The organism is Acinetobacter sp. ME22, assembly GCF_022012315.1.
Taxonomy (GTDB): Bacteria; Pseudomonadota; Gammaproteobacteria; order Pseudomonadales; family Moraxellaceae; genus Acinetobacter; species Acinetobacter brisouii_A.
Genome location: NZ_JAKLTL010000005.1, coordinates 203,701 through 223,681, shown reverse-complemented (window position 1 = coordinate 223,681; position 19,981 = coordinate 203,701). Strand labels below are relative to the sequence as shown.

Here is a 19,981-nt window from a genome sequence, read left to right as displayed (position 1 = left end):
TGAGCGGGGATTTTCTTTAAATCTGAAATTAGATACGTTCAATAATGGTCGCAATACCCTGACCTAAACCAATACACATAGTCGCAAGACCAATTTGCGTATCTTTTTGCTCCATCACATTGAGCAAAGTCGTGGTAATACGCGCACCTGAACAGCCCAGTGGGTGACCGAGCGCAATCGCACCACCATTCAGGTTAATCATGTCTTGCTTGTCATAAATGCCCAAGCCTTTCATGACCGACAAACCTTGTGCAGCAAAAGCTTCATTCAGTTCAATGGTTTGAATGTCAGACATCGTTAAACCTGCGCGTTTCAAGGCTTTTTGTGTCGCAGGGACAGGGCCATAACCCATGATCGCTGCATCACAACCTGCAACTGCCATTGAGCGAATCACGGCACGCGGTTTAAGCCCCAAATCTTTAGCACGTTCAGCAGACATCAGTAACATGGCAGATGCACCATCAGACAAAGCCGATGAAGTTGCTGCCGTCACTGTCCCACCTTTCGGGTCAAACGCAGGACGAAGCGCTTGGAATGCTGCCAAGTTTGCATCGGCACGAATCACTTCATCGACATCGCAGAAGATTTTAAAACCATCGGCATTGTGACCTTCGACACCGACGATTTCATTTTTAAAACGACCTTCTTGAGTCGCTGCCCAAGCACGTTTGTGTGATTCAACCCCAAACGCGTCTTGCTCTTCACGGCTAATGCCATTCATGCGCCCCAACATTTCTGCGGTCAAGCCCATCATGTTTGAGGCTTTGGCATAGTGTTTAGAGGCTTCAGGGTTGAGGTCAACGCCATGCATCATGTTGACATGACCCATGTGCTCGACACCACCAATAATGAAAATATCACCTTGATGTGTGGCGATTTGCCCAGCTGCCGTATGAATCGCTTGCATGGATGAACCACACAAACGGTTGACGGTTTGACCTGCCACAGTTTTTGGTAAGCCAGCCAACAAGCTTGCATTACGTGCAATGTTCCAGCCTTGTTCAAGGGTCTGATTGACACAGCCCCAGATCACGTCTTCAACTTCATTGACATCGAAGCTGTTACGCGCCACCAAAGCACGAATCAGGGCAGCTGAAAGATGCTCGGCACGTACATTGCGGAACATTCCGTTTTTGGATTTGCCCATGGCGGTACGTACACCATCAACAATCACAACGTCACGTGGATTTAAAGTAGTCATTCACGCTGCTCCTTAACCGTAAAATTTCTTGTTGTTTTCAGCCATGTCACGCAGCAATTGCGGTGCTTCATAGGCTTTGCCTAAGTGGGCATAGGTGTTGCACAGTGCCACGTATTCAGCCACACCTGTCTGGTCGATATAACGGCATGGGCCACCACGGAAGGCAGGGAAACCAATCCCCATAATCATCGCCATGTCTGCTTCATGAGGGGTGGCAACAATGTTGTCTTCTAAGCAGCGAACGGTTTCGTTGCACAGCGCCAACATCATACGGTCAATAATTTCTTGTGGATCAAACTCGCGTTTTTCACCTGTGACCACTGGGGCAATCACGTCATACGCCGTTGCATCGACGGTTTTGGCTTTTTTGCCTTTCTTGTCGAGTTCATATTTGTAGAAGCCGACATCATTTTTCTGACCCAGACGTTTGGCTTCATACAGGGTTTCGATAGAACCTTTGAAATCAGGTTTCATACGGTCAGGAAAACCTTCCGCCATGACTTCAGCACCATGCACACCTGTATCGATCCCGACGACATCCATCAAATAGGCAGGGCCCATTGGCCAACCAAATTTTTCCATGACTTTGTCGATTTGCTGGAAGTCTGCGCCGTCTTTGAGTAACAGATCAAATGCACCGAAGTAAGGGAACAGCACACGGTTGACCAAAAAGCCTGGGCAGTCATTCACCACGATTGGGGTTTTACCCATTTTCTGTGCCAATACCACAGTTGTTGCAACCGCTTCTTCTGAGGTGTGTTCGCCACGGATGACTTCAACCAATGGCATCATGTGTACAGGGTTAAAGAAGTGCATACCGACAAAATTTTCAGGGCGTTTCAGTGCTTTGGCTAAGCGGGTAATCGAAATGGTCGAGGTGTTCGATGCCAAAATCGTATTGTCACGGACTTTACTTTCAGTGTCCGCCAAAACCGCTTCTTTGACTTTTGGATTTTCAGTCACTGCTTCAATCACGATATCGACATCTTTAAATTCGTCATAACTTAAAGATGGACGAATGCGGGTCAGGGTTTCGCCCATTTTTGCCGCAGTCAATTTGCCACGTTCAACTTGTTTAGTGAGGAGTTTGTTGGCTTCAGACATGCCGAGTGCCAGTTGAGCATTACCAATATCTTTCATGATAATTGGTGTGCCTTTGCTCGCGGTTTGGTAGGCAATACCACCGCCCATAATCCCTGCACCCAATACCGCAGCTTGATTGACAGGATGCGCGCCTTTTTCGTGTTTCTTCGCGGCTTTTTTCACCACCTGATCGTTGATGAATAAACCAATCAAGGCTTCTGCTTGTGGTGTCACCGCAGCTTTAGCAAAGCCTTGTGCTTCGACTTTGACCGCTTCATCACGGGTTAAGGTTACGCCTGCTTGTAGTGAGTCCAACATCAGTTTTGGTGCTGGGTACTGGGCAGGATTGGCTTTAGAGAGTACCGCAGCTTTGGCTGTGGTAAATGCCATCATCTGTTCAATTTGATTGAGTTTGACTGGCTCCAGTTTTTCTTGGCGTTTTGCTTTCCAGTCTAAGCGACCAGCAATCGCTTGTTTGACTAAATCAATTGCAGCAGCAACTACTTGGTCATCGGCAACCACAGCATCGACTGCGCCATCTTTAAGGGCAGCATCAGGCTTTTTCGGTACAGCCATCGCCATCCATTCAACAGCATTGTCGATGCCGATGACGCGGCTCAGACGGACTGTGCCACCAAAACCTGGGAAAATACCGAGCTTGATTTCAGGTAAACCGACTTGCGCTGACTTCGCCATGACACGATAGTCACACACCAAGCACATTTCAAAACCGCCACCCAAAGCCATGCCATTAATCGCCACAACTTTCGGGATATTTAAATCTTCAAAACTGTTAAAAATCTGGTGAATACTTACCAGCCATTCTTGAATGACCGCTTCGCCTTGCGCGAAGTTTGCACCAAATTCGGTGATATCTGCACCGACAATAAACGTCGATTTGGCAGATGTAACCACCAAGCCTTGAATTTCAGGATGTGACTGTACCGCAGCAATCGCGGCTTGGAAGTCATCAATGGTGGCCTTATTAAATTTATTAACCGACTCACCGAGTAAGTCAAAGCGGAATTCTGCAATTCCGTCCTGTAGCATTTGGACGGTAATGGCATTGCCTGCGTGGATCATGCCCTGATCTCCTTTATTCTGGAGGACTTGTTCGTTGATGTTATTGGGTTGCTGTGCAAAGCACGTCTTTGGAGTGCTTTTCATCTTACGATAACTCTAAACAAAAAATATGCTTCGAGTTGTATCAAGCCGTGACGCAATGGTCACTGATTTTTTGCATCAAAAGCGAACTGGGCAGTTTTTTTGTTGAATAAGCACACAAAAAATGAGGGTTATACTGATTTATCATGATTTAAATCATTGGTTTATTAAATGGATGAAAGTGTAATTCAGAAAGTTTAGGAAAATGTATTTTTTGTCATTTGGGTCAATGCTTTGTTGCTGTTTAGAGTCAGATTCATACAAAAATTCACAGAGTTTTGCAGTGAAACCTCAAGACCCAGCATGAGACACGATTGATGCATACATGACGGTTTTAACAGGCTGAATACTTTGTAAAGGTCACTGTGATCAAATTAGCTTGAAACATTGTGTCCTGTAAAACATATAGAAAAGTGCCGACCATCTCTGTAATGGAAAGAGGTGAAATGAAGCTTACTGGAATGGATCGTGTCTATTGTAAGGGTTTTTTAATTTAAGAATATAAAACAAATACTTAAATTTAAAAGATACAAGAAAAGCCCAAAGTCATTGTTTCTACTATAACAGTTTGGGGTGGTTTTTCTTGCTCAATCGTTGCATAGAATACCCTAGTCTTCTGATTTTATAGAAAATAAAAACATGAATTGTTTAAAAATAATCACGATGAACTTTCAACAGAGTAATGCTGTCTATAGTAAGTTTTTATATTTTTGTTAAAATATCGCCAAGTGAGAATCAGTTGGTATTTATCACTGGTGTAATCGTTGATTAATTCTGAGTAACCTTATGATTAAATGGATCATTTTGGCGATCTTTGTGATATCTGCATTGTATATCCAATATCGTGGTAAAGTGCGGCATTCGTTTTATCGTCAATTTTTTGACCATTCAACGCTGCTCGCACCAATTAACTTTTTAATGTACGCCTTCTCGAAAGTGCCGAATCAGCCCTATATCGAAACGCAGCGCTTTAAAGATCTTAAAGTTCTCGATGAAAACTGGGAAATGATTCGCGATGAAGCCAAAGCTTTATATTCACAAGGCAACATTAAAGCTGCGGATTCCTATAATGATTTAGGTTTTAACTCATTTTTTAAAACGGGCTGGAAACGTTTTTACTTAAAATGGTATGACTCGGCTCATCCTTCTGCGGCAGAACTTTGCCCAAAAACCACGGCATTACTCAAAACCTTGCCAAGCATTAAAGCAGCCATGTTTACCGAACTCGCGCCAAATAGCCGTCTGGTTCGTCACCGTGATCCGTATGCGGGTTCATTGCGTTATCACTTGGGTTTAATGACCCCGAATGATGAGCGTTGTTTTATTGATGTCGATGGACAAAAATATGCATGGCGTGATGGGCAAAGTGTGGTGTTTGATGAAACCTACATTCACTATGCTGAAAATGCGACGGATCAGAACCGTATTATTTTCTTTGCAGACGTTGAGCGTCCACTGAAAAGCCGGCTGATGGAAAAATTTAACCACTGGTTTGGTAAAAATGTCATGACGGCAGCGAGTTCACCGAATGATACGGGTGACCGTACAGGGGGCTTAAATAAAGCGTTTGCTTATGTCTATCAAATTCGTTTAAAAGCCAAAGCACTGAAAAAATCCAATCGTCAGTTGTACTACATTTTGAAATGGGTACTGATGCTTGGAATTTTCTTCCTGATTTTTATTCGTCCTTATGTGTTTAAATAAAATATCCAGATAAAAGCATAACTTTAAGAACGCCCAATCACGGGCGTTTTTTTATTGGGAAAGACAATATTTAATCAATTGTTTAAAAATAAATAATCCATAAAATAATCAATCAAGTCATCACAATAATCTAAAGGAAAAGAGCGATGAAAACCAAACAACTTGCAGTGCTATTGGGGGCGCTGAGTTTAAGCGTATTGGGGCATGCGACCACGTGGTTTGCAGGAACGGAATATCGGGGCAATGTGAATATTCGTATTTCAGGCGGTGCGCCTGTGACATGGGACTGCAATGGTCGTGAGTGTCAAATGTCTGGCCCTTGGGGCAATGATTTATCACTAGAGTCTTGTCAGAACTTGGCATCACAAGTGGGCGAGCTACGCTATTACGGCAACTCTGCGGGGCGAATGTGGGCAGCAGGTTCTCCTGCGCTGAATCAGTGTAATCAGGCAGCGAGCCGCCCAAGCAATCGTGGGGAAACCGTATGGTATGCGGCAACGCAGTATCGTGGCAAAGTTCAGACTCAAATTTCAGGGGGTGCATGGGTAATTTGGGAATGTAACGGACATGAATGCAGCATGTCTGGCCCTTGGGGCAATGATTTGTCAGTTGAATCCTGCCGTAATCTGGCTGCAAAAGTTGGTCGGATTGGTGCTTATAGCAACTCGGCAGGTGCAGAGTGGCGTAGTGGCTCGCGAGAACTGGCAAGCTGTAATGCCGCAGCACGTTAAACTATTTATTCTTGAAATCTGTGGGTTCAGGCGCTACATACTGTCATACCTGTTTTGATTACTGAGCCAGCCGTGAACCCGAACGCCCGCGAACACATTGAACAACTGCTTGCCAAGATGACCTTGCTTCCCGGGGTCTATAAAATGCTCGGCAAGGATGGTGAATTGCTGTACGTGGGCAAAGCCAAAAATCTAAAAAATCGGGTATCGAGCTACTTTGTTAAAACCATTGAACATCCGAAAACCCAAGCTTTGGTGGCACGGATTTATGATATTGAAACGCTGGTAGTACGCTCGGAAACCGAAGCCTTATTGCTTGAACAGAACCTGATTAAACTGCATCGTCCGCCGTATAACATCATGCTGCGGGACGATAAATCCTATGTCTATATTTTTATTTCTGCCGATCAGCCCTATCCACGGATTGCTAGTGGTCGCGGTAAAGGCAAACATCAGGTTGGAAAATTCTTTGGGCCGTATCCGAGTGCTTATGCAGCGCGTGATACTTTATTGATTTTGCAAAAACTATTTAATGTGCGTCAGTGCGAAAACAGCTATTTTTCCCAGCGTAAACGTCCGTGTTTGCAGTATCAGATTAAACGTTGCACTGCGCCCTGTGTTGGGCTGATTTCCCCACAAGATTATGCGCAAGATGTGCAAAATTCGATTCGCTTTTTGCAAGGCGACACCAAAGAACTTAACCAAGAACTGATTGCCAAAATGGAAGCTGCCGCCGCCGAATTGGCGTTTGAAAAAGCGGTGTTTTACCGTGACCGTTTGGCGCTGCTGCGTGAAGTCTCGGCACAGCAAGCGGTGTATAAAATCAAAGGTGAAGCGGATATTTTGGCGATTGCCCATCAGGCAGGTGTGACTTGCGTACAAATGATGTATGTGCGTAATGGACGAATGCTCGGTGGAAAGAGTTATTTCCCAGACATGCTCAGTGATGACTTGGGGCAAATGCTGAGTGACTTTATGGCGAATTTCTACTTTCAGGTCGCCGACGAAATTCCACAAGAATTGATTGTGAATACGGAGTTGCCAGACCGTTTGGAATTGGAACAGGCACTCAGTCAGCACTTTCAGAAGAAAATCCAGATCAAAGCCAATGTCCGAGAAACCCGTGCCGAGTGGCTTGAGTTGGCGCAAATGAATGTACAACATGCGATTCAGGGTCAGCTCAATCAGCATCAGGAATTGCATGAGCGCTTCTATCAATTGGAACAGATTGTTGATCGTCCGATCGATCGGATTGAATGTTTTGATATCAGTCATACCATGGGCGAAGCCACGATTGCTTCTTGTGTGGTATTCGATCAGGGCGGAGCACGTAAGCGCGATTATCGCCAGTTTGCGATTGAAGATATTCAGGCAGGCGATGATTATGCAGCCATGCGTCAAGCCTTGACCCGCCGTTACAAAAAAGCGCCATTGCCTGATTTACTGTTGATTGATGGAGGTAAAGGTCAGTTGCATATGGCGATGCAGGTGATGCAAGACTTGGGTCTAGATGCCTTCATGATTGGCGTATCGAAAGGTGAAGGGCGTAAACCAGGACTGGAAACCCTGCATTTTACTGATGGACATAAAATCCAGTTGGCAGAAGATCATAAAGCGCTGCATCTGATTCAGCAGGTGCGAGATGAAGCACATCGTTTTGCGATTACCAAGCACCGCGCAAAACGTGATAAACGCCGTGCGGGTTCAGTCCTTGAAGTGATTCCGGGACTTGGGCCAAAACGCCGCCGTGATTTACTGACTCATTTTGGTGGAATACAAGGGGTGCTCAAAGCCTCCGAAAAAGAATTGACCTTAGTCCCCGGTTTGGGGAATGTGATGGCACGCACCATTTATCAGGTCTTACACGAATAATGCAGGGCATTCAAAGCATGCTGCTATAAGGCTTGCAATCAGAAGGTTTTGTAAGATCACGACGGCTTTATGGTCGACACATCTGTACATTTCGTATAAAGTGATGCAAGTATTGAACAGTCAAAAATACGTTTAAAAATCACTCGATGCAGACTTGCAAGGGCTAAATTGGCGGTGGCTATGACAACAGGGCGAATCCTGAACATTCCAAATATTCTCACCATTGCACGAATCGTGCTTATTCCCGTATTTTTACTGGTCGCTTACTGGGCACCTGCGATTGGTGTTGCAGGGCATTCAGGCAGTTTCACCCGTCATCTTATTTTGACTGCAATTTTTATTTTGGCAGCAATCACAGATTGGTTCGATGGTTATTTGGCACGTGCGCTCAATCAAACGTCTGCATTTGGACGTTTTCTCGATCCTGTCGCAGATAAGTTGATGGTTGCTGCGGCACTGGTGGTTTTAGTGCAGTGGAAACCGACGATTATGATGGCATTTGCAGGGATTGTGATTATTTCCCGTGAAATTACCGTATCGGCACTGCGTGAATGGATGGCTGAACTTGGCGCACGCACCAGTGTAGCCGTATCCACCGTTGGGAAATATAAAACTGCATTTCAAATGATCGCAATCAGCGTATTTTTGCTGAATTGGCAGCCATTAGAAACTTTTGCCTATATTTTGCTGTATACCGCTGTGATTTTGACTTTATGGTCGATGTTTATTTATTTGAAAGCCGCATGGCCGTATTTAAAGCAACCATAAAATACAATGCCCTGATCATTCAGGGCTTTTTTATGCCCAATGATTGTGCAAATCCAATCACTAAAATAGTGCGTATGGGAAAAATATATTGATGATTTAAAAATAAAAATTTTAAAATTCATATTATAAAAATTAAAGCTAGGCAAGATCGGTTAGCAATAAAACTGTATAACATTACACATGCTGACAACTGTAATGAGAAAAACTACTATTTGAAAAAATTCCTCTGTCAAGATGATCTTGGCACGTGAAGTTTTCCTTCAAGGATTAGGGATGATGTGTGGTAACCACAAGGAATAGATAGGAACAAAATAACGAGCTGTCTTATTATTTCATTTTAGACGGTTGTTTATGAAAACAATGTTTTTAGATCGGAAGTTTTATCCGAGCGATTTAATGTCAGGTTTGGTGGTGTTTCTGGTGGCGTTGCCACTGTGTTTGGGCATTGCTCATGCATCGGGAGCGCCTTTATTGTCAGGTGTAATTGCAGGTGTGATCGGCGGAATTGTCGTTGGTGCATTTAGTGGTTCACATATTAGTGTTTCAGGCCCCGCAGCAGGTCTAACCGCAATTATTTTGGCGCAGTTAATGGCGCTCGATGGTCAGTATTCGGCATTTTTGCTGTGTGTGATTTTTGCGGGTTTGTTGCAAATGGTCTTTGGCTTTTTAAAGTTGGGGACGTTTGCCAATTTTGTCCCAACCAATGTGATCTTGGGTTTATTGGTTGCGATTGGTTTAATCTTAATTATTAATCAGTTACCCAATTTATTCGGTTTGCATATGGCAACAGTGAAAGATTTGGGGATTCAAGAGATTCCACAACTTTTACAGCATGTCGATGTCGGTGCCGCCCTGATTGGGGTGTTATCCGTTGCCTTGATTTTGTTGTGGGATCAAACGCCTTTAAAGAAGTTACCATTGCCGTCAGCACTGATTGCAGTCGTCTTTGCTGGGGTGCTGAACTGGATCTTGATTCAGACAGGTTCAAGTTTGGCTGTGGGTGAGCGGCATTTAATTGATTTACCGAACCTGTTTACTTCACAAGAGCAAATCTTTTATTTTCCAGATTTTTCACATTGGAATAATCCGCAAATTTATATCGGTGCAGTAACTCTGGCGGTGGTGGCATCGTTAGAAACCTTGCTTAATCTGGAAGCTGCTGACAAGATGGATCCACACAAGCGCAGTTCACCGCCAAATCGTGAATTACTGGCGCAAGGCATCGGCAATACCTTGTCGGGTTTTGTTGGAGGCATGCCTGTGACTTCAGTGATTGTACGGAGTTCAGTCAATGCGACCAGTGGCTCAAAGACTAAGGTCGCTACGATCTTTCACGGCATTTTGCTGATTGTGGCAATTCTGTTTTTAACCCCATTACTCAATGTCGTGCCACTCTCGGCATTGGCTGCAATTTTGTTGCTGACAGGTTATAAACTGGCACAGCCAAAATTGTTTATTCAGCTTTATCAAAAGGGTTGGAAGCAGTTCCTGCCATTTATTGTCACTGTGATTGCCATCATGCTGACCGATTTGCTGATTGGAATTATGATTGGCTTGGTGCTCAGCACACTGTTTATTTTACATAGCAATATGCATAGCGGTGTCAAAGTGATTCATGAAAAGCATTTACATGGCAACTTGACTCGAATTGAACTGGCACAGAATGTCAGCTTTTTAAACCGTGTCGCTTTGCTGTCGGTGCTGAATAAAATTAAGCGTCATGAAACTGTGGTGATTGATGCCAGTAATACAGCGTATATCGACCCTGATTTGTATCAGGTGATTCAGGAATTTCAGCAGGAAAAAGCTGCACAACGTCAGATTGATCTCAAACTTGTGGGTTTTCAGGCACATTATCCTGAATTACATGAAGATGATGCGATTGATGTCGATGTCAGTACCCGTGAAATGCAGCAGCAATTGACCCCAGAACTGGTTTTGCAAAAACTCAAAGAAGGTAATCAGCGTTTTGTATCGCAGCAGCGTTTACAACATGATATTGCTCGTCAAATTCAGATTACCGCGAAATATGGGCAGCATCCAATTGCGGCAGTCTTGGGCTGTATGGATTCACGTGCGCCAACCGAAATGTTGTTCGATGTTGGGGTAGGAGATCTATTTAGTTTACGAATTGCGGGCAATATTGCAGGGGAAAAAGTTTTAGGTTCTTTGGAGTTTGCCTGTAAGAGTAAGGGTTCTCGTCTGATTGTAGTGTTGGGGCATACCGACTGTGGCGCTGTGACAGCGGCATGTAAGATGTATCAGCAGCAGCTTGATGTCAGTCAAGCCAAAGATACCCCGAACATTCAGTATGTGTTGAAACCGATCATGTCGGCGATTGAAACCGTCAAAACGCAAATGACCGATTATCAACTGGCACGCAGTTTTATTGATGAAGTCACCATGATGAATGTCAAAAACAACATCGCCTATATTTTAAAACACAGCGATGTCCTGCGTGAAATGGTCGAGAACGGTGAAGTTGGGATTGTCGGTGCAATTTACGATGTAAAAACAGGTCAAGTTGATTTCTTATAATTGATCTTAAAATCACAAGGCGGATGCTTGCATCCGCCTTGTGACATTTTTAGTGATTGAGCATTTATCTAGCTTTAGTGTTGGCTCGATTGCTGCTCGACCTGCTCAGCAAGATTCAGATATTTTTTCTCAATCTCAGTGGCATGCTCTTTTAAAGTCTGAATAATTTTTTCCAGATTGACATATTCAAAACGGTTTTTCGAGCCGACTACCGTTAAAGCTACAGGCGCGATTTTATTCGAATATTTAATCGGTACAGATAAACTCGAATACAGTGGATTGACTTCGCCTTGCGAGAAGTAATAGCCCTGTTTCTTAATTTTACGCATGTGCTGAATAAACTGGTTTTCATCCTGAGCAAAACCGACTTGACCGAGTTGCTCGGCATAGCGCTCATAAAAGTTATGCAGCCCTTGCTTGTTCATGTGCGCCACAATAATTTTGGGTGATGCACCAATATACACAGGGCGCGGGCTACCACGACCATAAGACACCAGCAGATTGCCTTGAAAAGACTCATCGTGAATGTCGATACAGTAGTCATGATTCAAAAAGGTCAGTAGGCAGCTGAGTTCGGTATGTTCCACAATATCTTTCATATAGGGAATACTGACCTGAACCAGTGGGTCTGTAGTACGCGAAATATAATCCAGTACCGCAATTTTAGGGCCAAGGGTGTAGTCACCCGAAGTTCCACTAATGCGCTGTAATAAATCGGCTGAAACCAACTCTTTTAAATAGCGATAGCTTGTCGGTCGGGATAAGCCGAGTTCCTGACTAATAATATCGACATTAATGACATGTCGAGAAATGGAGAATAAGTCCAAAACGGTTAAAATTTTACCAAAGCTCGTAACGGCCATAGAGAATAGATTTCCCAATCAAAAGTGGCGAAGTCGTTATAGTTTATAAAACGGCACATCTTTTCGCATGAAAAAAACGTAAGATATTCGTCTAAAATAACATAAATTATCAAATGAAGATATTATTGTTGACGAATATGTTTTTTTTTGAAAAAATTGACAAATCAAATATCGAATGAAGACGTTAAATCACATCTTTTGTGCATTAACTGAATTCAACTCTTCGTATTCTCGTTGTTAAAACAACCGAGAAAACCTCCGAATCACATCTCACTCCTATAGATGAGTCTATGGGCTGGGCGAGCTATAGCATTGTGACAGATTGTACATTTGCTGTTTGTGTAGCAAATGTGGGCGAGGTGCTGTCTGTGATTTTGGCGAAGAGAACACTATTTTCATTATCTTGAGAGATAGGCATGTTGCTCTATAAACAGTTGTTGGCATTTCGTCCTTCAAAAATGGATTTTATCTTTGCGGTAAAAACCTTTATTGCAGGGATGCTAGCGCTGTATATCGCGTTTTGTTTAGATTTGACTTATCCGATGTGGGCGATTGGCACAGTGATGATCATTGTCAATCCATATTCGGGCATGGTGTCTTCTAAAGCGGTCTATCGTCTGTTTGGGACAGCCGCAGGTGCGATTGTGGCAACCATCATTACCCCGCATTTGATCAATACCCCCTTTTTATTTATGTCAGTGTTGGCTGTTTGGGTGGGCTTTTGTTTATATATCTCTTTGCTTGATCGAACACCGCGTAGTTATGTGTTTATGCTAGCGGGTTATACCACTGCAATGATTGCCTGTAACTCGATTAATAATATTGAAACAGTCAGTGTATTTGATATGGCACTCGGGCGGGTCTTGGAAATCTCACTGGCAGTGGTTTGTACAGCGGTGGTTTTTTCAGTGATTTTCCCTGTCCATCTTGGCCCTGCGATTCAGCAACGTGTTGATAAGACATTAAATGATACTCGCCAGATTTTTCAAAAGATTTTAACGGAACATCATCAGGACAATAACTATAGTGAATTGTTAGGTGCGATTACCCGAGATATTGCAGATATTCATGCCTTGGCTGTGCATTTGAACTATGAAAAAGGTGAGCTGCAAGGCATGACCAAGCCAATTCAGGAATTGTTGCATCAGATCACCATGATTGTTTCAAACCTGACGGCAGCGGCAGAGCGTATTCGTCAACTCAACGCGATTGATGGGCACTATCAGCAAGGGGTGCTGACCTTACATCAACATATTCGGGCATTTATTGTCAGTAAGACACAGATTCAAGAAGCTGATTTAACGGCATTGCCCCCTGAGTTTGAACAAGATTTTCAGCATTTAAAGCGGTTGGCATGTCCAGAGCAGCAGATTATTTTGGCGGGTCTGAAAATGGACATTCGTCATTTGATTCAAAATGTTTTCACTGTCAAGTTGATTTGGCAATTGATTCAACGTGGTGAAAAGCATATTCCAGAATCAATCGCTACCTTAACCACCAGCTATCCTAGCTTACACCGTGACCACGGCATGGCATTGCGTGGTGCATTGGCGGCTGTGGTGGCAATTTTTGTGTCCTTTTCACTGTGGATTTATAGTGGTTGGAATGCAGGTTATATGATGGCGCAGCTTGCCGCCGTTTCAGCGTGTATTTTAACGGCAATGGATAACCCAGTACCTGCCTTAAAGATGTTTATTCGAGGCAGTATCTATGCAGGGATTCTCACCATTATTTATATTTTGGGCATCATGCCTGAGGTGAAAGAGTTCTGGCAGTTGGCACTGGTGCTTGCACCGACCCTGATTATTTTTGTGATGATGTATCCACATCCGCCACTCACAGGTTTGGCACTTCCAACCATGGTGTCCTTCATCATGAGTTTGAACTTACAGAACCGTTATAGTATTGACCCTTTAAAGTCCTTTGAAGCATGTTTGGGGAGTGTTGCGGGACCTGTCATTGCGGTCATGGCGGTATATTTTATTCGGGCAATTTCCCCTGAGGAAAGTGTCAATAGGCTGTTGTCTAAACATTATAAAGCTATGCGTGAAGCGCTATATTTACCGTATGGTGTTGAATTTCATATTCATTTACGCAGCATGCTCGATCGGATCGGGTTGCTCAATACCAAGTTGGTTCAATCAGCAGCATTAAAACAAGCCATGAACTTGGCCTTGATTGAAACCAGTGCCATTGTGGATTTGAGTCGACTCGATGAATTGGCACACCGTGCAGACATCAGTCAGCAGTTAAAAATACACATCGGTGAGTTACAAAATTTGCTGGATGACGCCTTTCGTAATCAAGAGAAGCAGTTGCACTTGGATGAAGAGATCAGAGCGCAGGTGATGATGAAAATTACTGAGATTGAGCAACAATTACAACAGCCAAATGATCACGATCTGCAACAGCGTTTACAGATTAGTTTAAACAACATTCGCAGCAGTATTTTTCATCGTCCAACGATGCAGGCAGAGGCATAAACATGGGTGAATTCAATCTATATGGCGTGTTTGTGCCAAGCTTTCTGATTCAGGCAATTTTAGCCTATATCGGTTTTCTTCTGTTAGGACGTGGCACGGATCGACTGATTCAACAAGGCTGGATCGCCTTTCCTGGGGTGTTTAACCTCAGTCTGTATATGGTTTGCCTATTGCTGACCCACTGGGTGTTTGCCCAGTTCTCGTATTAATTTAGGTGATGTAAGTTTAGGATAAAGTTATGAGTTCGTTTGATGCACGTAAAGTTGTTCGACCCGTGGTTACACTGGTGACCTTGCTCGTTGCAATTTATGCTGTGGTACATTTGTGGGACTACTATAATGCTGAACCGTGGACACGTGATGGTCGTGTACGAGGTGATATCATTCAAGTCTCTTCAGATGTATCGGGTTTGGTCACGGATGTTTTGGTACAAGATAACCAGACCGTCAAAAAAGGTCAGGTTTTATTTAAAATCGATGTGGCTCGTCAGCAGTTAGATGTTGAACAGGCACGTGCTGATCTTGCCAAATCCAAAGCAGGCTTGGCACAAATGCAGGCAAATCTACTACAAGCCAATGCCAATCTGGTGAAATCCCAAGCAACGACCCGTCTAGCTGAAAAAAATGCCAGTCGTTATGCTAACTTGATGGAAGGTGCGGTATCGAAGCAAGAACAAGATCAGATGTTTGCAACGCGTGATGAGTCACATGCCGAAGAAGGACAACTCAAAGCTGCAATTGAAGAAGCCAAAGCCAATATTCAGCAGCAAAAAGCGGCTGTTGATGTTGCACAAAGCACTTTAAATTTGGCGGTATTGAATTTACATCGTTCTCAGGTTGTTGCGCCATCGGATGGGACATTGTCGAACTTTAGCTTACGTGCAGGCAGTTATATCAAAGTTGGGGATAATGTCGCTGCATTGATTGATCGTAAGCAGTTGTATGTCGTGGGTTATTTTGAAGAGACCAAACTAAACCGAATTCATTTGGGCGATCACGCGACCATTCAGCTCGTGGGTGATTCGCAAAAAATTAAAGCCCATGTTCAAGGTGTGGCTTCAGGGATTGATGACCGTGAGCGCTCAACCAGTTCGACATTATTGGCAAATGTCAATCCAACTTTTACGTGGGTGCGTTTGGCACAGCGTGTTCCCGTCAAGTTTATTTTGGATGAAGAGCCACATAATCCATTGGCATTTGTGGCAGGGCGTACCGCAACCATTCATATTTTAGAGAATCAGCCTGCCAAAAAGTAAATCACGCTTTGGGCACATCACCTAAAAGTTGTGTTTATCCGACATGCCCAAGAAAAAAAACCTGCATTGTTGCAGGTTTTTTTATTTTGAGTCGAAATGCTAAGGGGTAATGCCTTCTGGCTGACGATACCAGCTTTCAAGCAGTAATCCCGCAGCCAAACTATCGGCAGCCACACGTTTAGCACGTCCCTGACGTTGAAAGGCACTGAGTTCTTCACGGGCTTCGCGTGTGGTCAGGCGTTCATCCAGCATCCAAGTCGTAATGTTGGTTTGATGACGCAAGCGACGGGCAAATTTACGCGCACGCATCGACAAATCAGATTCTGAATCATCCATGTTCAACGGTAAGCCCACCAAAAAGACATCGGGTTGCCACTGTTTCACCAGTTTTAACAGTTCATCCCAATTGGGAATGCCATCTTTCATAGGAAAGAGCGAAAGCGGATTGACACTTTGGATGGCAGTTTGACCCACTGCAATGCCCATTTTCTGTGTGCCAAAATCAAAAGCCATTAACGTTTGCATGGTGTCTTCAAGCATGACCAATCTCGGAAGCGAGCCAGTTACGATCAATGCCGATTTTTTTATAGGCAGCATCCCAACGGTCAGGGTAAGGCAAGTTAAAAATCAGGTCCATATCAGCATCACACATCAGCCAGTCACCGCGAGCGATTTCTTCTTCAAGCTGATTTTTAGTCCAACTGGCATAACCTAAAGCAATTTGATAACGTCCAACGCCTTCATTGTGAGCAATCGCATCCAAAATATCTTTACTGGTGGTAATGCAGATATTTTCACCAACCGCAATTGAGGAATGCCAAACTGGCTGTCCTGTATGTAAAACAAAGCCTGCCTCAGGGCGTAGAGGTCCACCTTGCAAGACTTCGTGTGGCTGTACATTGTCTGCATCAATTTCCAAGTCATTGAGTAATTCTTTGACCTGAATCCCTGCTGGGCGGTTAATGATAATTCCCTGTGCACCATCGGCATCGTGACGAGCCAAATAAATCACGGTGTTGGCAAAAAAATCATCTGCCATGTCAGGGGGAGCAATCAGACAACGATGCGTCAAATATTGTTTGCTCACCTAAGCCATTCTCCTAAAATTCGCTGTATCAATGTTATATTGAGTCCTTTTATCAACATACAAGACGAAATCGCTTTCGCCAATAGTTTTTTCTTTAGGATTTTCCGATCTTTGTATGCTGGAATTTCAATTGGCGTAGCTGTTTGGCATGTTGCAAAGTAGTATTGTTGATCTCGACACCACCTGTCATGCGAGCCAGTTCCTGAATGCGCTGTTCTTCATTGAGGGCAAAAATGGTACTGCTTGCTGGGTCGGTTTGCTGTTTTTGAACCAGTAAATGCTGATCAGACTGTGCCGCAACTTGTGCTTGGTGGGTGATACACAGAATCTGCACATGTCGTGCCAAATCTGAGAGCAAGCGCCCGACAATTTCAGCCGTCCCGCCACTAATTCCGACATCAATTTCATCGAATACCAACACCTCAGCATCGGTTTTTTCGGCATTCATGACTTGCATCACCAAGGCAATCCGTGACAACTCACCGCCTGAAGCAACGCGTGCCAATGGTTGTGCAGGAATCCCTTTATTGGCTGTAAACAGCAGTTGAATGAAACTTAAACCCTCAGCACTTGGCTGTTCCAGAGCTTCAAACTTAAATTCAAAATAGGCTTCAGGCAGTGCCAATGGCTTCACCTGTTCAGTCAGTAGTTTAGCCAGTGGTGTGGCGGCATCTCGACGTAATTGATCAAGCTGTGCTGCCAATGCTAAAAATGCCTGTTCAGTTTCTTTGACATGTTCTGCAAGGGTTTCAGGATCATCAAGTTGTTGTAACTGCTCAAGTTCCCGTTGCCATGTGGCATATTCTGCAAGCAACGCATCGGGCTGAGTACGGTATTTGCGTGCCAAACGATGGAAGATTTCAAGCTGCTGATTAAGTTGTTCCATCCGTTCAGGGTCAAAGCTCTGACGATCAATAAACTGACGTAAGTTGCTCGCTGCATCTTCAAGTTCACTTTGCGCATTGACCAGTGCGGTATAAATATTGGAAAGTTGTTCACTGCGCCCAACATGACTTTCAAAGCGGCGCACCACGCTTGCCAGTTCTTGCGTTAGATTTTGTTCTGCTTCGTCCAGCACATTGAGACCATAGGCACAGTCTTGCATGATGTGCTCATGGTGGCTGAGTCGATCAAATTCTTGTTCAATTTCAGTGTAATGATAAGGCAGGAGTTCTTCGAGTTCTTCGAGTTGCAATTCAAGCGTCGCAATTCGCTGTAAACGTGTGGCTTGAGCCTGTAGCGCGTGTTCATGCTGACGAATGGCTTTTTGCCAAGTGCTATAGGCATCACGAGTCGCTTGAGCAGGTTTGGCAAAGTTACTGTAGCGGTCGAGCCATTGTTTTGGATAGGGTGGTTCAAGCAATTTCTGCTGGCTGTGCTGACTATAAAGTTGAACCAATAAGCGCCCTAAATCTTTGAGTTCAGCCAGACTGGTTGGGCGTCCATTAATCCATGCCTTACTGCGTCCTGTGGCAAAAATAACACGTCTTAAGTGAATTTCACCAGATTCATCTGCAAGCTCATGTGCGGTGAGCCACTGTGCTTCCAAAGAATGTTCTGCATAACTGAAAATTGCAGTGACATCGGCTTTATCTGTGCCATAGCGCACCATATGACTATCGGTACGCTCACCAAGGCAAACAGAAAGGGCGTCGAGCAGCAAGGATTTTCCTGCGCCTGTTTCCCCAGTTAGGACATGAAAGCCTGCCTCAATATCTAAGGCTAAATGATCAGCTAAAGCAAAATTAATTAGAGTTAAGTGAGTCAACATATATGGACGCATCCAGACTGCGAAAAATGATGTTTAAATGAATCGAGTTTTGAGTCACAACAGTTTCATCGTTTGACCATGATCATACAAAACATCTTGACGCTGTAAATAAGATTTTTATATCAATCGTATATTCTGACGCTAAAAAATCGCTTACGGTATAAAAATTGCTAATTCACAGTAAAATTAGATGATGATTGATTCAAGACTCAGCCCTAATTAAACTAGACCCACTTTATTTAAAATAAATGCGCATTATTTGGAGAATACGCATGTCTGCTCAGTATGATCATGTTTCAGTGGTAAAAAAATCAAATGTTTATTTTGGTGGCTTATGTATTAGCCATACAGTTCAATTTGAAGATGGAACGAAAAAAACGCTCGGGGTTATCTTACCTACAGAACAAGCTTTAACGTTTGAAACACATGTCCCTGAACGTATGGAAATTATTTCAGGTGAATGCCGTGTCAAAATCGCAGACAGTGAAACGAGTGAACTGTTCCGTGCAGGTCAGTCTTTCTATGTACCAGGCAACAGTACATTCAAAATCGAAACAGATGAAGTTTTGGACTACGTTTGCCACCTAGAAGGTTAAGCAAAACCCGCTAAAATCCGTTAAACTATGCTCATCATCAATCCTGTAAAGTTGGCTTTGCAGGATTTTATTTTTTTATTTGCATCGTTTTTTTGAGGTCATCCGTTCATGGCAAAACCAGAATACTACTATGGCGTACATTCAGTGGAATCACTGTTGGAACTTGAGCCAGAACGAGTACTGACTTTATTTACCCTTAAAGGTCGTGATGATCAACGTTTGCAACGTATTTTGCAGTTGGCTGAGCCATTTGGCATCAGTGTGCAAAAGGCGAGTCGTGACAGCTTGGAAAAACTGGCAGGTTTGCCATTTCACCAAGGGGTTGTGGCTGCTGTACGTGCACATCCAACTTTAAATGAAAAAGATCTCGATCAACTGCTTGAACAACATCCAAATGCTTTGCTTTTGGCACTCGATCAAGTCACCGATCCACATAACTTGGGTGCATGTATTCGTACTGCAGCTGCAATGGGCGTGCAAGCGGTGATTGTTCCGCGTGACCGCTCTGCAAGTTTGACGCCAACTGCGCGTAAAGTTGCGGCTGGCGGCGCAGAAAAAGTGGCATTTATTCAGGTGACCAACTTGGCGCGTACTTTGGCACATATTAAAGAAGAACATCATGTGCGTGTTGTGGGTACGATGCTGGATGAAAAAGCACTCCCGATTCAAAAGTTTGATTTTACAGGTGCTGTGACGATTGTCATGGGGGCAGAAGATACGGGTCTTCGCCCAATCACACAAAGTCAGTGTGATCAAACCGTTTTTATTCCCATGTCAGGTAACCTACAAAGCTTAAATGTGAGCGTTGCAACAGGAATGGCACTGTATGAGGCTTGTCGCCAGCGCAACAGCATTTAAGTGATCA

The 19,981-nt window shown here is 43.9% G+C and carries 16 protein-coding genes; 10 read left to right on the top strand and 6 right to left on the bottom strand.

The annotated features are described in order from the left end of the window. Positions 1-28: 28 nt before the first annotated feature. A complete protein-coding gene (fadA, locus tag LVY74_RS09405; protein WP_237814853.1) occupies positions 29-1,201 on the bottom strand; it encodes an acetyl-CoA C-acyltransferase FadA in 1,173 nt (390 codons plus the stop codon). A 12-nt stretch (positions 1,202-1,213) separates the two neighbouring features. Next, positions 1,214-3,367, bottom strand: a complete 2,154-nt coding sequence (fadB, locus tag LVY74_RS09400; RefSeq protein WP_237814883.1) for a fatty acid oxidation complex subunit alpha FadB — start codon at positions 3,365-3,367, stop codon at positions 1,214-1,216. Between the two features lie 867 nt (positions 3,368-4,234). On the opposite strand from fadB, the gene lpxO reads away from it, so the two are divergent. The 5 genes from lpxO to LVY74_RS09375 all read left to right on the top strand — a co-directional run bounded on the left by lpxO (position 4,235) and on the right by LVY74_RS09375 (position 11,061). Then, a complete protein-coding gene (gene lpxO, locus LVY74_RS09395; protein ID WP_237814852.1) occupies positions 4,235-5,152 on the top strand; it encodes a lipid A hydroxylase LpxO in 918 nt (305 codons plus the stop codon). Between the two features lie 146 nt (positions 5,153-5,298). Then, positions 5,299-5,883, top strand: a complete 585-nt coding sequence (locus tag LVY74_RS17855) for a hypothetical protein (RefSeq protein WP_442862787.1) — start codon at positions 5,299-5,301, stop codon at positions 5,881-5,883. 72 nt (positions 5,884-5,955) lie between these two features. Next, complete coding sequence (gene uvrC, locus LVY74_RS09385; RefSeq protein ID WP_237814851.1) at positions 5,956-7,755, top strand: excinuclease ABC subunit UvrC; 1,800 nt, start codon at positions 5,956-5,958, stop codon at positions 7,753-7,755. Positions 7,756-7,935: 180 nt separating this feature from the next. Continuing rightward, on the top strand, positions 7,936-8,523 hold the full coding sequence (gene pgsA / locus LVY74_RS09380; protein WP_237814850.1) for a CDP-diacylglycerol--glycerol-3-phosphate 3-phosphatidyltransferase: 588 nt from the start codon (positions 7,936-7,938) through the stop codon (positions 8,521-8,523). Between the two features lie 351 nt (positions 8,524-8,874). Beyond that, entirely contained in the window at positions 8,875-11,061 is a 2,187-nt protein-coding gene (locus LVY74_RS09375) for a solute carrier family 23 protein (protein WP_237814849.1), read from the top strand. A 74-nt stretch (positions 11,062-11,135) separates the two neighbouring features. Here the strand turns inward: LVY74_RS09375 and LVY74_RS09370 are convergent, their stop codons facing one another. After that, positions 11,136-11,924: an IclR family transcriptional regulator gene (locus LVY74_RS09370; RefSeq protein WP_151709897.1), complete on the bottom strand. Its 789-nt coding sequence runs from the start codon at positions 11,922-11,924 to the stop codon at positions 11,136-11,138. 416 nt (positions 11,925-12,340) lie between these two features. On the opposite strand from LVY74_RS09370, the gene LVY74_RS09365 reads away from it, so the two are divergent. Genes LVY74_RS09365 through LVY74_RS09355 form a run of 3 tightly spaced genes read left to right on the top strand, consistent with a single transcriptional unit; the run spans position 12,341 to position 15,662 of the window. Next, positions 12,341-14,407, top strand: a complete 2,067-nt coding sequence (locus LVY74_RS09365; RefSeq protein WP_237814848.1) for an FUSC family protein — start codon at positions 12,341-12,343, stop codon at positions 14,405-14,407. 2 nt (positions 14,408-14,409) lie between these two features. Further along, positions 14,410-14,616 (top strand): DUF1656 domain-containing protein, encoded by a 207-nt coding sequence (locus LVY74_RS09360; protein ID WP_151709899.1) that lies wholly within the window; start codon positions 14,410-14,412, stop codon positions 14,614-14,616. Between the two features lie 29 nt (positions 14,617-14,645). Continuing rightward, entirely contained in the window at positions 14,646-15,662 is a 1,017-nt protein-coding gene (locus tag LVY74_RS09355; RefSeq protein ID WP_237814847.1) for an HlyD family secretion protein, read from the top strand. 99 nt (positions 15,663-15,761) lie between these two features. On the opposite strand, the gene ruvX is transcribed toward LVY74_RS09355, so the two are convergent. From ruvX to recN, 3 genes are all read right to left on the bottom strand, one after another. Then, positions 15,762-16,202, bottom strand: a complete 441-nt coding sequence (gene ruvX / locus LVY74_RS09350) for a Holliday junction resolvase RuvX (protein WP_237814846.1) — start codon at positions 16,200-16,202, stop codon at positions 15,762-15,764. Then, on the bottom strand, positions 16,195-16,749 hold the full coding sequence (locus tag LVY74_RS09345) for a YqgE/AlgH family protein (RefSeq protein ID WP_237814845.1): 555 nt from the start codon (positions 16,747-16,749) through the stop codon (positions 16,195-16,197). The genes ruvX and LVY74_RS09345 overlap by 8 nt, the downstream gene beginning before the upstream one ends. Before the next feature lie 94 nt (positions 16,750-16,843). Then, positions 16,844-18,520 carry a DNA repair protein RecN gene (gene recN, locus LVY74_RS09340; protein WP_237814844.1) on the bottom strand — a complete coding sequence of 559 codons (1,677 nt, stop codon included), beginning with the start codon at positions 18,518-18,520 and terminating at the stop codon, positions 16,844-16,846. A 272-nt stretch (positions 18,521-18,792) separates the two neighbouring features. On the opposite strand from recN, the gene ppnP reads away from it, so the two are divergent. Continuing rightward, complete coding sequence (gene ppnP, locus LVY74_RS09335; protein ID WP_151709904.1) at positions 18,793-19,116, top strand: pyrimidine/purine nucleoside phosphorylase; 324 nt, start codon at positions 18,793-18,795, stop codon at positions 19,114-19,116. 108 nt (positions 19,117-19,224) lie between these two features. Continuing rightward, positions 19,225-19,974, top strand: coding sequence for a 23S rRNA (guanosine(2251)-2'-O)-methyltransferase RlmB (rlmB, locus tag LVY74_RS09330; protein WP_151709905.1), 750 nt, complete (start codon positions 19,225-19,227; stop codon positions 19,972-19,974). Positions 19,975-19,981 lie beyond the last annotated feature (7 nt).

Bases quoted from the DNA above. Each gene is read 5' to 3' on its own strand.
- fadA (WP_237814853.1), bottom strand. From the start codon at position 1,201: ATGACTACTTTAAATCCACGTGACGTTGTGATTGTTGATGGTGTACGT.
- fadB (WP_237814883.1), bottom strand. From the start codon at position 3,367: ATGATCCACGCAGGCAATGCCATTACCGTCCAAATGCTACAGGACGGA.
- lpxO (WP_237814852.1), top strand. From the start codon at position 4,235: ATGATTAAATGGATCATTTTGGCGATCTTTGTGATATCTGCATTGTAT.
- LVY74_RS17855 (WP_442862787.1), top strand. From the start codon at position 5,299: ATGAAAACCAAACAACTTGCAGTGCTATTGGGGGCGCTGAGTTTAAGC.
- pgsA (WP_237814850.1), top strand. From the start codon at position 7,936: ATGACAACAGGGCGAATCCTGAACATTCCAAATATTCTCACCATTGCA.
- LVY74_RS09375 (WP_237814849.1), top strand. From the start codon at position 8,875: ATGAAAACAATGTTTTTAGATCGGAAGTTTTATCCGAGCGATTTAATG.
- LVY74_RS09370 (WP_151709897.1), bottom strand. From the start codon at position 11,924: ATGGCCGTTACGAGCTTTGGTAAAATTTTAACCGTTTTGGACTTATTC.
- LVY74_RS09365 (WP_237814848.1), top strand. From the start codon at position 12,341: ATGTTGCTCTATAAACAGTTGTTGGCATTTCGTCCTTCAAAAATGGAT.
- LVY74_RS09360 (WP_151709899.1), top strand. From the start codon at position 14,410: ATGGGTGAATTCAATCTATATGGCGTGTTTGTGCCAAGCTTTCTGATT.
- LVY74_RS09355 (WP_237814847.1), top strand. From the start codon at position 14,646: ATGAGTTCGTTTGATGCACGTAAAGTTGTTCGACCCGTGGTTACACTG.
- ruvX (WP_237814846.1), bottom strand. From the start codon at position 16,202: ATGCTTGAAGACACCATGCAAACGTTAATGGCTTTTGATTTTGGCACA.
- recN (WP_237814844.1), bottom strand. From the start codon at position 18,520: ATGTTGACTCACTTAACTCTAATTAATTTTGCTTTAGCTGATCATTTA.
- ppnP (WP_151709904.1), top strand. From the start codon at position 18,793: ATGTCTGCTCAGTATGATCATGTTTCAGTGGTAAAAAAATCAAATGTT.
- rlmB (WP_151709905.1), top strand. From the start codon at position 19,225: ATGGCAAAACCAGAATACTACTATGGCGTACATTCAGTGGAATCACTG.